This window comes from Cytophagales bacterium (genome assembly GCA_033344775.1).
Taxonomy (GTDB): domain Bacteria; phylum Bacteroidota; class Bacteroidia; order Cytophagales; family Cyclobacteriaceae; genus JAWPMT01.
The window spans coordinates 1,153,148-1,165,439 of sequence record JAWPMT010000004.1; the positions used below are offsets into that span (position 1 = coordinate 1,153,148).

Annotated in this window: 11 protein-coding genes; 6 read left to right on the plus strand and 5 right to left on the minus strand. The window is 42.0% G+C overall.

Going from position 1 to position 12,292, the window contains the following annotated elements; translation table 11 throughout:
* Positions 1-62 precede the first annotated feature (62 nt).
* Positions 63-1,007, plus strand: a complete 945-nt coding sequence (locus R8G66_13635) for an esterase-like activity of phytase family protein (GenBank protein ID MDW3193409.1) — start codon at positions 63-65, stop codon at positions 1,005-1,007.
* A gap of 87 nt (positions 1,008-1,094) precedes the next feature.
* Here R8G66_13635 and R8G66_13640 read toward each other — a convergent pair whose 3' ends face one another.
* Entirely contained in the window at positions 1,095-1,262 is a 168-nt protein-coding gene (locus R8G66_13640) for a hypothetical protein (GenBank protein MDW3193410.1), read from the minus strand.
* A 122-nt stretch (positions 1,263-1,384) separates the two neighbouring features.
* Here R8G66_13640 and R8G66_13645 point away from each other — a divergent pair, with 122 nt between their 5' ends.
* Positions 1,385-1,996 carry a Crp/Fnr family transcriptional regulator gene (locus R8G66_13645; GenBank protein ID MDW3193411.1) on the plus strand — a complete coding sequence of 204 codons (612 nt, stop codon included), beginning with the start codon at positions 1,385-1,387 and terminating at the stop codon, positions 1,994-1,996.
* A gap of 68 nt (positions 1,997-2,064) precedes the next feature.
* On the plus strand, positions 2,065-2,478 hold the full coding sequence (locus R8G66_13650; GenBank protein ID MDW3193412.1) for a DUF6326 family protein: 414 nt from the start codon (positions 2,065-2,067) through the stop codon (positions 2,476-2,478).
* Positions 2,479-2,612: 134 nt separating this feature from the next.
* Here R8G66_13650 and R8G66_13655 read toward each other — a convergent pair whose 3' ends face one another.
* The gene (locus R8G66_13655; protein MDW3193413.1) at positions 2,613-3,137 is read right to left on the minus strand and encodes a GyrI-like domain-containing protein; all 525 of its coding nucleotides are present in this window, start codon (positions 3,135-3,137) and stop codon (positions 2,613-2,615) included.
* 204 nt (positions 3,138-3,341) lie between these two features.
* On the opposite strand from R8G66_13655, the gene R8G66_13660 reads away from it, so the two are divergent.
* From R8G66_13660 to R8G66_13670, 3 genes are all read left to right on the plus strand, one after another.
* Positions 3,342-4,469 carry a serine hydrolase domain-containing protein gene (locus R8G66_13660; GenBank protein MDW3193414.1) on the plus strand — a complete coding sequence of 376 codons (1,128 nt, stop codon included), beginning with the start codon at positions 3,342-3,344 and terminating at the stop codon, positions 4,467-4,469.
* The gene (locus R8G66_13665; protein MDW3193415.1) at positions 4,462-5,055 is read left to right on the plus strand and encodes a Crp/Fnr family transcriptional regulator; all 594 of its coding nucleotides are present in this window, start codon (positions 4,462-4,464) and stop codon (positions 5,053-5,055) included. The genes R8G66_13660 and R8G66_13665 overlap by 8 nt, the downstream gene beginning before the upstream one ends.
* Positions 5,056-5,147: 92 nt before the next feature.
* Positions 5,148-5,642 carry an SgcJ/EcaC family oxidoreductase gene (locus R8G66_13670; GenBank protein ID MDW3193416.1) on the plus strand — a complete coding sequence of 165 codons (495 nt, stop codon included), beginning with the start codon at positions 5,148-5,150 and terminating at the stop codon, positions 5,640-5,642.
* Between the two features lie 156 nt (positions 5,643-5,798).
* Here R8G66_13670 and R8G66_13675 read toward each other — a convergent pair whose 3' ends face one another.
* From R8G66_13675 to R8G66_13685, 3 genes are all read right to left on the minus strand, one after another.
* A complete protein-coding gene (locus R8G66_13675; GenBank protein ID MDW3193417.1) occupies positions 5,799-8,405 on the minus strand; it encodes an FtsX-like permease family protein in 2,607 nt (868 codons plus the stop codon).
* Positions 8,402-8,728: a helix-turn-helix transcriptional regulator gene (locus R8G66_13680; GenBank protein MDW3193418.1), complete on the minus strand. Its 327-nt coding sequence runs from the start codon at positions 8,726-8,728 to the stop codon at positions 8,402-8,404. The genes R8G66_13675 and R8G66_13680 overlap by 4 nt, the downstream gene beginning before the upstream one ends.
* A 584-nt stretch (positions 8,729-9,312) precedes the next feature.
* Positions 9,313-12,201: a CHAT domain-containing tetratricopeptide repeat protein gene (locus tag R8G66_13685; GenBank protein MDW3193419.1), complete on the minus strand. Its 2,889-nt coding sequence runs from the start codon at positions 12,199-12,201 to the stop codon at positions 9,313-9,315.
* Positions 12,202-12,292: the final 91 nt, after the last annotated feature.

Genomic DNA, 12,292 nt, shown 5'->3' on the forward strand with positions numbered 1-12,292 from the left:
ACCATCTTCCCCCTTCATCTCGTAATGCTGACAAATCTTAATGGAAGCTCGAAATGAAATCAATGAATAAGAAATCTTATCTGGTCCTGGGGGTTGTGGTTGCCGCTTTTATATTGATCAGTTGTAGCGACAGTGATGCAGATGAAGTCACGCTGACTGATGATCCCACTGCAACATTCCTAAGTTTTGGGGATGCATTAAGTGATCAAATCAGTAATGGTGATGGCAATGGCATAGACAACTATTTTCGTAACAGCGGCGTAGTGGTCAACGAAACAACGAACACGTACTTTGCGGTCAATGGCGTCCATCCGGTCAATAATGGTGATTACTCTTCTTACTACACTAAGTCCATTGTGGAAGCTTCGCTGGAAACTGACGAAATCGTGAATGTCTGGTCTTTTGATGCCAATACACTTGGCCGAGAAGTAGACATGGAAGGGCTGACTTTTGCCGAAGGAATGGACAAACTCTACATTGGAGACGAGTATAATTTCATCTATGAGCTGGATCTGGCTACCGGAGCTGTAACTCGAGAATGGGATCTGGCAGATATTGGCTTGAGTACGGCTACAGATCGAGGCATAGAAGCCATCACTTATCTCAATGGATACTTCTATGCTGGTATTCAAGAAGAAACCCGAATCTACGAACTAGACTTGCATCTGGATGCTACAGATCCAGAGGATGTCAATTATCAACAAGTAACCGCACTATCATCTTTTGATACAAACAATCCACCTAGTGGGCTTTTCGGAGCTAGTGACGGAAGTATTTATATGGTGGCCTTTGGAGGAGGAAGCGCCAGTCAAAGTATCTACAACTACAATACTAACGGTACTTTAAATTGCACCATCACACTGAACACATCAATTGGTTTGGTTCGTCCCGATGGGATCTACATCGACAGCACCGAGGAGTATGTCTACATCGCAGATTCTCAGGGAGCCTTGAATGGATTGTTTGGTATGTATCGTCTTAATATGAGCGAGCTTTCGTGTAACTGAATTCACCACAAATTCTCTTTATGTTTAGATTGGGGCCTTAGGGGCCTTAGGGGCCTTTTTTGTTTCATGACCACCATTCTCCGCGATTCACGAAGTTTTCCCAAGCTTTCCATCAGCAATTCGTAGCACCAAAGCAATTCCTAAAGCGACTAATGTCAGCAGTATCTTTTCATTCGGTTCGCTATTCCCGAACAGGACGACAAACAGCCAGGTATAAATGATGATTTGGATTGATGTGAGATCTCTGTTTTTCATAAGTATTGTGTTTGGAACACTAATTTATCAAAGAAAGCGGCTTTGAACCTTAAAACCATTAACTTTCGTTAAAGATAATCTCTGTTAAATGTGGCAATAGTATCCGTATCCAGAACAGTGAAATGAACGCAAGAGATAAAGTAAGAGAGTTATTCAACCGTGTCAGCTACCTGACGCTTGAAGAAAAGAAATTCATTGTTGAAAATACAATCATAGAAAAGTTCAGCAAAGGGACGATACTACTGCGACAAGGACAAGTCCCAACTAAGTGTTTCACGGTCCTTGAAGGCTGTGTCAGAGAATACACCATGAGCAAAGGGGAAGAAAAAACGACTGGCTTTTTTACCGAGGGGGATACGATTGCTCCTCATACCTATCATGAAAGTGGTGAACCTTCGGATCACTTCCTCGAATGTCTGGAAAACTCAACCCTCTCCGTTACAGACAAGCAATTTGAACGACTGCTCTTATTATCATTCCCCAGACTGGCAGAAGTAATGCCAGAATTTATGGTAGAGGAATTAAAGAAAGCCAAATCAGAATGGACCAGGTTTATCACCTCCTCTCCCGAAGAGCGATATATTGACTTAATGGAAAGTCGGCCCTCCCTGTTTAATCGAGTGGCACATCACCAGATCGCAAGCTATTTGGGCATGCAACCTCAATCACTTAGTCGTATTCGCAAACGTGTATTTCACAAGGAAACCCAACCTTTGAATGGGCAGAGTGATTAATGTTTTTCATTAACTAAAGTGAATGGATGACAGTCCCAACTCATTCAATTTTGATAAAAAAAATGAGTATGGCTGTAATCAACAAAAACATCAACCCCCAAACACTGATATCTACTCTATGGGTGTTTATTCTTCTTAATATGGTTTTTCGTGACATTCACCAGTTCGGTCACGCTGGTTTTTTGGAGGAAATGATGACTGGGGTAGTCAATGGAGTGGTAATAACAGAAGAACTGATGTTACTTGGAGGATTTCTTGCTGAAATACCTATTCTGATGGTATTGCTTTCCAGGATACTTACGAACCAAATAAATAAATGGGCCAATATTGTAGCCAGTGCGCTTACTATGCTCGTTCTACTGAGTGCGCTTCCCAGTGCGGATATGGATGATCTATTTTTCCTGATCGCAGAACTGTTTGCTTTTATCTCAATCATTCGAATTGCATGGAATCTACCGCATCAAAAAGTACAGATTAAATAAGCAAGTATTTGGAAAAATCACTATTGTCACCTTTTGACACGAAGTGGGCCAAAGATTCAATCAGATCAAACAGAACCTGCTGATTGCCACAACATATCATCAGGCATCTGTTGAACAGGCGGAAAGTACCGCAATCACTCCTTAATCGAAATGAATGTTTCTACCTCCGCATGATCGCCATCGATGTACTTTGCTCCATGCACGGTAAAATCAGTTCGGTAAGCTCGTGTAAGTGATTTGTCTTCCCAAATCTCAAACCATGTTCGTAAAATGGCATCTGGCATTTTCCCTTTAGAAACAAACTTTTCATACGTATCGCTTTCGATGATTATTGCTTCGAGCCCTTCCGGAACATCATCGAAAGATTCCACAGCGACGCCAATGATTAATGTGTAAGGTCCCTGGTAATCCGACGCATAGTCCGTGCTTACCGCATAAAATTCTTCTCCAAGTCGATTTGGGACCTTATTACGAATATCATTCCCCCAAAATTTTCCCCAAAGTGCTTCGACCTCTTCTACTGAGTTACCTTCCACATTGGCTATTCTTGTAGCAACTCCCACTACTTTAAACGTTGATACCGTCTGACTTTTCATTGTTCTATTATATGGTTGATCAACCCAAACATAAGCACCCAAACTGGTTAGGCTCAATGCCATGAGAATGATAAAATTAGACTTTAAGATCATTTTTTGACGTAAAGATTGAGCATCTGCAGATCAAATACATTCACTTAAGTTATCCGTTGATGATGACAACTTCCCTTTCCAAAAAATCTTCAGCAAACACCGTAATTCTTATTGACAAGTTCAGATATTAGAGGTTGTTCTCGTCTCAGAATGAAATAACTGATATCAACGTTCATGAAAGTCTCGACGCTATTCAGCCTTCTTCTATTTGTAACTAGTCTAGTTGTCTCTGCCCAGGAGCGCATTGAACTAACTTCGTCCGACGCGGCTTTACTCGATTCCTTGTGTGAAGTACACCTGAAAGCGTCTAAAATCCCAGGCATTGCAGTAGGCATTGTCAGTAAAGGAAAAGTCCTTTATGCAAAAGGATTTGGTGTCAAAAACATAGATACTCAGGATGCTGTCACAACACAATCCAATTTTCATCTGGCCTCCATTTCCAAAACCTTCGTGGCCACTGCCATTGCCCAGCTGGCAGAAGCTGGGAAGATTGATTTAGAAGATCCAGTCACCAAACATTTGCCCTACTTTCAATTAAAAGATCCGAGATATAAAGACATCACCATTAAACATCTGGTGACTCATACGGCAGGAGTTCCGGACGTACTCGGTTATGGCTGGAATAAGCCTAAGCATGGAGAAGACGCCTTAGAAAAATATGTTCGGAAATTAAAAAAGAGAGGGATCAAGTTCACACCTGGTAGCGATTGGAGCTATTCCAACAATGGATTTGAAGTGTTGGGAGATGTGATTGCCAAGGCCTCAGGTATGTCATTCGAACAATATATTAAAACCCAAATATTCGAGCCTTTGGGTATGGACCAAACGAGTTTTATTCGATCCGAAATTCAGGAAAAGTATGCCACAAGCCCACATGTCAAGCGACCTGGTATAAAAGTGAGCAAAGTCTATCCCTATAATCGTGAGCATGCCCCTTCCAGCACCCTCAATTCTAATGTGGAAGACATGCTCCACTATGCTCTGATGTACCTGAATAAGGGCGAATTCAATGGTAAAAGGTTATTTTCTGAAGCATCGTATGAGTTGATCACAACCGAACACTGGAGCTTTGATGAAGAATATGGTGTCGGATTGAGCTGGTTTATGGGGCCTGCTAGCTGGCGAAAAAATGATGGGCGTCGGATCACACACTCGGGCCAGGATACCGGGTATCAATCCTGGCTGGGAATACTCCCCGAAAAATCATGGGCAATGATCGTGTTGTACAATGGCGATTGGAAAATACCCCCTTCCAGCCTCATTTTTGATGCGGCTTATGACATGGCAAAACGATATGATTGAAGAAACGGCATTTGCATCACTCAGACATTATTTGAATGATATCCTTCCACTCAAAAAGGAAGAAGAACAAGAATTGCGGAATCGCGTCTTTTCAAGAAAAATCAAGAGAAGGCAATACTTGCTTGCACAGGGTGAAATTTGCAAACATTATACCTTCATTGATCAAGGGTGTTTTAAAATGTATAAAGTGGATGAAGCAGCGAAGGAACATAACATCCATTTCGCAGTAGAGAATCAATGGGTGACGGATATTGGCAGTTTTCATACCGATCAACCAAGTCAACTTTACATAGAAGCCATAGAACCCTCAATTATCCTTCAGATTGAGAAAAGCGACCTGATCTTTTTCTACAAAAACAGTATACGAATCAACCGTATTTTCCGTGTATTGGTGGAGAATGAGTTCGTGCAATTACAACATCGATTATTGCAGACCATCAGTATGACCGCAGAACAACGATATCTGGACTTCATGAACCGGTACCCCGACCTTTTCAACCGTGTATCGAACGTTCAAGTTGCTTCCTATCTCGGAATTACCCCAGAATTTCTGAGCAATATCCGCAAGAAGTTAAGCCAGTCTTAAACTAGTTTAAGGTTTCTTCTTAAAGTAGTTATAGGGTTCAATTTGACCACTCTCCGGAGCTTTGTCTTGTACAAATTTAAAAGAGAAACAAGATGAAAAAGCTTATATACCTCACCATGTTTTTGCTCATTTCAGAGGCACAAGCATCAACGACCCATTCATTAAATATTCAACATAAAAAGCCATTCAACATGCAAAAAGTAGATAAAGAAGCCATTGAAGCCCTATTGATGACCTATAAAAAATCCTTGAATACTTCTGACGCAACATTGTCAGCAAGTTTATACACCAAAGACGGGATTTTCATGCCCACGGAAGCACCCTCGGCTATCGGAACCGAAAACATTCTGAAGTCCTACGAATTCATATTCTCACAAATTCAGTTGACCATTGAATTTTACATTGAAGAAATATTTGTTGAAAATAACCTTGCCTACGCCGTTACAAGTTCAAAAGGCACGACTTTAATCCATGCCACAGGTACCACAGTACCGGAAGCCAATCGGGAGTTATTCGTTTTTGAAAAAGTAGAAGGTCAATGGAAAATCGCTCGCTACATGTTTAACAAGACAACACCCAAAAATTAATTTATTGGAACCTGCTGTTTAAAAAAAGGCTCTCCAAAGAGGGCCTTTTCATGCCTATTTTTGACGTCACTTTCTATACAATATTTTTGATCTCGGTGACCATTCGACTACCATGAGCAAAAAGAATTCTAACCAAGGACATTTCTAATACTGTCTTTACTCGTACCTCAACTTAGTCGCCGGATTAGATTTGGCCACTTTCGACGTTTGCCAGTAGATGGACAAGAAGCCTACAGTCATCAGAAACAGGACACTGAGTAAGACCTCCACGATTCCTAGTCCCGTACCGTATTGAATAACGAAATATAGGAAAAGCATGTCGTAAAAGAAGTAGCTAAAGGGAATGGCAATGAGTGCAGATATCCCAATCAATTTGATAAAATCTCTGGTCAACAGATAGTACAAACTAGAATTGGATGCTCCCATGATCTTTCGTACTGCAATTTCTTTGGTTCGGTTTTCCGTCGAGAAAGTGACCATGCCCAGTAACCCTAAACACGAAATGGTAATCGCCAGGGTGCTTAGAACGGTGAAAAATTTGATCTGTACTTGTAGAAAGTAATAAGCATCCTCAATTTCGGCATCCAGGAATGTGGCCTCAAAATGACTTTCGCGATCCACTGCTTCCCAGGCCAGCTCAAGTCCTACAAGCGTCCGTTGAATATCCTCAGAGGCTACTTTGATCAATGCATACTCCACCTTTTCTAAAGCATTCCTGAACACCAAAGGCTGAATGGCCTCGCTCAAGGGTTCAAAGTTTGCATCTTCCAGTACGCCCGCTATTCTACAGTGCGTTCCATCGGGCAATGTGAAGCGCAGGGTGTCTTTTTGCTCATTGAATACCGATATGGCTTGTAAAAAGCGCTCATTCACCAACACCAATTCTTCGGTCTGGTTCGAGGCATCCAATTGATGGTCACCCCAGGCAAGTTTCATATCCATGAGATCCACAAAATCCTTTTCAATATACACTTGCTTCACTTTAATGGTGTCCTGATCATTTGAAGTCACATCAACGAGTTGCTGAATACCCACACCGGGTAATCCTGAAGTCGCCGTGATCCCTGTTACCGCAGGATGTTTTGCTAGTTCGGTTAACACTATTTGCTCGTCCAATCCTTTAAATGGCACAACCAAAACGTTTTCTGAATCAAATCCATGATTTTCGTTGAGGACATATCGGTACTGCCGTGCGAGACTGGCCACGCCAATGATGAACACCAATGACAAAAAGAACTGAAAAACAAACAGGCCTTTTTTCAATCCGGTTACCTGATTTTTCCCATCCTTGATCTCACCTTTCAATATTTGCATGGGGTTAAGTCGTGAGAAATACTGCGCCGGAAACAGTCCCGCTAAAAGCCCCACAACAATCGCAAAAAAGACATAGGTGGTAATTTGGTAGAATTCGGGATCAGTATCCAGCACCTGGGATTTCCAGACCATGTTTAGGAATTCCCTTTTTAAGGGCAACATGATGAAGAAAGAACCGATCAACGCAAGGAGCGCCATCACCACCGTTTCTACCACGAATTGTGACTTGATCTGTGATTTTTCTGCACCTACCACCTTGCGTATACCAATCTCTTTTGCGCGTTTAAGGGCACGAGCGATGGATAAATTGGTGTAGTTAAAGATCGCAGGAAGTAATACCAGAAAACCGATAGTCAGGAAGAAAATCAATGACGGCTGATCCCAGCCAATGCCAATCGAATTGCTGATGTTCCATCGAGGGACTACCCCTGTCAAAACCATAGATTCAATTTTCACGGTTTTTTCCGGATGAAATTCTGTTGCTATCTCAGCAATGTTCATGAGTGCATGATCCAATTCCTGCTTTTTCACACCTTCTCTCAACATGACATAGACGTAGTGATTCTTGAAATTGATCCAGTCATTCTCAGGATTTGCCACCATGGTTTCGTAAGTCGAATAAGACACCAAAACTTCATAAGCCATATGTGTCTGTTTTGGGTTTTCTACTACTCCCGTCACCGTGAATGATTCCTGATTAATTTCCAACGTTTTCCCGAGAGGGTCTTCGTCCCGATACAGGCGTTCGGCAATGTCTTTGGTAAGGACAATACTAAAAGGCTGTTCCAGCGCTGTAGTCGGGTCCCCATCGATCATCCGAAAATCGAACAAACGGAAGAATCCCGATGCAGCCATGTAACCTCTGACCGGAATATCATTCCCGAAATGTCTGATGTCTACATTGAAGTCGGAGCGCATGTCAACCACCTCCTCAACAAAAGGATAATTTTCCTTGAGGTGCTCCCCTACCGCATGAAAGGTAGAAGCATAGGTCTTGTCCTTGGATTTGTCTGCCAGGTAGGTATTCAGTTGATAAATCCGATCTTTATTGGCATGAAAATCATCGGATCGATAGATCGCAACCGAAAGCGTCAATGCCAATAAACAGATACTCATACCGAGTGCCAATCCTCCGATGTTGATGATGGTAAAAAGTTTGTGCTTGGAAAAATTTCGTATGGCTATTTTGAAATAATTTTTAAACATGTTGATATGGTTTGTGAAGTAATAAGGAGAAAATGCAGCCTGTGACTTTCTTTTCTCCAGTCCGTAAGAAAAAATCAGATGGAACACCTGATTCCAATAACTCAATCCTGCTTTAAGCGGTGACCTTCCCGCTTCTAATTGATCATAGTATACCTCATCCAGATCACCTATGATGTCTTCGGCATCCGCATTTCCCACCCGCCAAAACAGCAGTTTCCTGGCCCATTTTGGAGGCTGTCTCATTTGGCTGACAGATTAAGGTTGGCTCCCGCCCACAATTGATCTCGTAGCGATTTCATGTTCGTCAACTCTACTTTCGCACTATCGGTCAATTGGAAATATCGTTTTCTGCGGCCTCCTCGTTTTTGGCTGGGTTCACCCAAATGAGAAGTGATGTAACCCTTTTCTTCGAGCCGGGTCAAAGTCGAGTGTAGTGCACCAATACTCAACTTTCGACTGGCCCGCTCCGAAATGTCATTCAGGATAGAAACACCATAAGCCTCGGAGGCCAAATTGGCGATGGTCAACAGGACCAGCTCTTCAAATTCACCTATGAATCCCTTCATGAGTTATAATATTCTACTTTTAAGAACAAATAAACGGAAGGTTTTTGAGATATGTTTCTGTTTTTGAGAATAAATATTTAAAAAAACTATTAATGCTACCTGATACTGCCCTATAAAACACATTTCACGCATTGAAAATACGAAAATTCAGTCCTGTCTCTGGTCCGCGTTTTTTTTACCCAGTCCGCGTTTTCATCGCGGACCCACTAAATCCACTCGGTTTTATCAAGATAATAGCGCGATAAATGGATCAATCTGAATTTCTGTGCACGGATTGTACTGAAAGGAGTTTTCGTTTCGCATCGGCCCCGGCGGGGGTCCGCTTGATTCATTTTAGTTTTTTTGAGTCAAAAAGCGTTAAGAAATGAATCCGGCCTAGATTTTTCCCCCATTTTTCATCGATGGAAAAGTGGGAATGAGAGACAGTGCTCCAAACCTCGATGAATCCACAGAAGATTATTCAATACTTCAACTAAATTTTAGATTTTAAGAATTGCGCTCAGTTTAGAGTCTCCCCAGAAAAATTGCTTGATCCTATTAAATCTCAAATTGCAGGATAAGTCAAGAGCTTTTAAGCAACAGGGTCATGTGTTGCTTCCTTTGTATCGCCGGTATAAAAACAGCGAAAATGGAATCAGTCCTAACAATAAAGTCATGTACATGAACCCTGATCCTGGCTTTTCAGGAATGGCACGCATATTCCCTGAAGCCACAAATGCAGCCCAATAAAAAGGGTGAGCTTGCACACGATCAGCAGACTCTAAAAACTGCAACTTCGCTGACCTTAGTGCCTGGTCTTTTCTCAACCCATTAGCCAAACCGTCGTAAAAGTTATCCATGAGTCTTGCGGTAGAATGATCATTGGCCAACCATAAGGTCATCACGACTGATTGACATCCTGAGATAAAGAATCCCCGGGCAAGATTGATAACACCTTCCGCTTTCGCTACTTTTCCATATCCGGTGTTGCAGGCACTCAACACCGCTAATTCGGCATCAAGACGCACACGCATCAATTCATAATCATGTAAATACCCATCACTCAAGCTATCTTCCTGATTCAAAGCGAACGCAATTTTTGATGAGCCTGATTCCGAATCATCCAGGATACCATGTGAAGCAATGTGCAGAATTTCATAGTTCTGTGCTTCTTCGAGGAAAGCTTGTTCTGTAGCCTGCTCTGCAACAAAAGCATGGGTATTGAAGTAAGCAGCGACTGATTGTATTTCATCGGTGCTCCATTTCAGATCTTTAAGCCCCGATCGAAGTTGGTCTTGATCACTGTCTAACGCAAAAGAGGGTGCCATGGTCAGCACCTGATTCACCTCAGCAGGCAAGGTGTTATTCTTAAAATTGAAAAGTGTTGTACCTGAAGTCGAATAACTGATCGTATGATCTTTGAGAAGAAAGGCCAGATCCTTATAGTTCGACACAGCCTCTTTCGCCGGAGACTTCATGAGAATTTCAAATGGCAACAGGAACAACTTATCATCAGGAATGATCACAATTGATTCATTTCCAGGGTCCAGCGGTTCGACTAATTGTTGATACAAAAAGTAACCGCTTTCCGTAAAAGCGTTAAAGTTCTCTTCTAAGGTTTCAAAGGATGAAGGGTTATTAATCGCCCTTCGAAAAGTATCAAAGTTTTCATCGAATGCTTCTGTACGCGATACCCGTTGAACATCCACCTCTTGTGCATTTAGACCCAGGATGAATATATAATCAGGACTTAGGAAGTAAGAAATCAATTGTTGATTCTCTTCCAGCACTTGTTCTCGTATGTCTTCAAAGTCGGGTATATCCTGTTGGTATTTCCATAGATAGTATGCTGCATATTCCTTTTCCAATACTAGAATTAAGCTATCGTATTTGAAATTCACAGCAATCATCAAAGAGTCCTTTTGCGGCCCCTCGGGCTCATTCATCACTTGTGTAATTTGCTCCCTTATGGCGGTTTCCTCCTCCTGAATTTCCACAGGTATTTTACTTGACAGGGCCTCTTCATGCTTGATCCTGGCATTGAGTCTCCTGGCCTTATTAGCTTCCGAAAGCTCCCATATTACCTCTGCGTGATTGGTGTCCATTCTTTCATCGATTTCGAAATAAGCGGCGATCATCATTTGAAATATGTGTTGTATTTCATCAATAATGGCTTGATCATGATTATTGATGATACTGTAATTCGCCTGATGGATCAATTCTCTTCTGATATCTGTCAAAATTGATAGTTTCAAAGAGTCAGAATCAATCTGGTCAAAAATTTCAAGTTTGCCTTCGAAAGATCGAAGCACACCGGTTACTGAACCATAAAGTTTTTTTCCATCAAGTATCACTTGAGGATTACTGATCAGGCCACTATCGTAATAGACAAGTGACTCATTTATCATTCCTTTTTTACCGAACAATCGCCCTAGCTCATTATAACCTTGTGTCGTCCGGTAGCCAACTCCCCCTTCTACGGTTTTATACACATCAATCACCTTTAATAAGGTCTTTTCCGCATCATCAAATAGCCCAAACTCCATCTCCGCGTAACCTAATTGGTATCTGAATTCCCCAACCAAAGGATGTATTTCACCAAAGAAATCAACACCTAAGTTTAGCCCTCTATTCAAATACCGCAGCGCTTCCTTTTGATCGCGCTTTTTGCGATAAACAACTCCAATGTCGCTTTGGAGTTTGGCCCTGAATCTGGGAACAATCGCATTGAAAGAACTATTTTCCATATTGTCCAGGTTGTCATAGGCTTTCTTGTAGTACACCAAAGCACTGTCCAGCTCTCCTAATTCATCGTAGGAAATACCGAGGTTCCCACAAGCCACCATGTAATCACGAACGAGTATTTTTTCTTTGCCTTTGATCAAATCAAGCACCAACTTGAACTGGGTGATCGCTCGGTCCATCTCTCTTTTGTCCGAATAAACTGCCGCCAGCTGCAACAGACAAGCTCTACGGTCATTCTCCACTTCTGGATCATCACTATTCGTCAAAATCTCCAGTGATTTTCTTAACCAGGGGAGCGCCTCATCTGGCATAAAATCTCGAGAATAGGCTGCTCCCATATCGTAGTACGTTTTTCTCAGGATGATTGCATTACTTGTATCGTTCTCGAATATTTTCAGCGCCTTATTCAGGCAATCGCGCACAGATGTATAATCTCCCTGCCTTTGGTAATAGAACCTAAGCAAACGATAGCTCATCGCCAGTTCATATTTTGATGCTTTATCAGTCGCTTTGAGCCCGCGCTCGATGTTTTGCTCCATCACATATTTCACAGAATCCATGAGCCCAAGACCAACTAGATTTCGACCTGCCAGGCGATAGGCCAGTATCTGTTGATATGGGGTGAGATTCGAGGCTAGTACCTTATTCAAGGTTTCATTAGAAGCTGCAAAATCCCCGGTAATTTGCAATTCCTTTGCCTTTGTAATATCGTCATGCTCCTCCGCTTGAAAAGCGAACGAATCAATCAATTGACACAAGCAAAAACACAGCAGTAAACAAAAACCTCGGAAGCTGAACATTGTAATGGGAACTCTAAGTTGTTGATCAAAGGCTCAAAAT

What these genes read in the sequence shown, in the direction of transcription:
- R8G66_13660 (MDW3193414.1), top strand. Translation starts at nt 3,342, where the DNA reads ATGAAAGTCTCGACGCTATTCAGCCTTCTTCTATTTGTAACTAGTCTA.
- R8G66_13675 (MDW3193417.1), bottom strand. Translation starts at nt 8,405, where the DNA reads ATGAGACAGCCTCCAAAATGGGCCAGGAAACTGCTGTTTTGGCGGGTG.
- R8G66_13640 (MDW3193410.1), bottom strand. Translation starts at nt 1,262, where the DNA reads ATGAAAAACAGAGATCTCACATCAATCCAAATCATCATTTATACCTGG.
- R8G66_13655 (MDW3193413.1), bottom strand. Translation starts at nt 3,137, where the DNA reads ATGGCATTGAGCCTAACCAGTTTGGGTGCTTATGTTTGGGTTGATCAA.
- R8G66_13665 (MDW3193415.1), top strand. Translation starts at nt 4,462, where the DNA reads ATGATTGAAGAAACGGCATTTGCATCACTCAGACATTATTTGAATGAT.
- R8G66_13650 (MDW3193412.1), top strand. Translation starts at nt 2,065, where the DNA reads ATGGCTGTAATCAACAAAAACATCAACCCCCAAACACTGATATCTACT.
- R8G66_13635 (MDW3193409.1), top strand. Translation starts at nt 63, where the DNA reads ATGAATAAGAAATCTTATCTGGTCCTGGGGGTTGTGGTTGCCGCTTTT.
- R8G66_13645 (MDW3193411.1), top strand. Translation starts at nt 1,385, where the DNA reads ATGAACGCAAGAGATAAAGTAAGAGAGTTATTCAACCGTGTCAGCTAC.
- R8G66_13680 (MDW3193418.1), bottom strand. Translation starts at nt 8,728, where the DNA reads ATGAAGGGATTCATAGGTGAATTTGAAGAGCTGGTCCTGTTGACCATC.
- R8G66_13670 (MDW3193416.1), top strand. Translation starts at nt 5,148, where the DNA reads ATGAAAAAGCTTATATACCTCACCATGTTTTTGCTCATTTCAGAGGCA.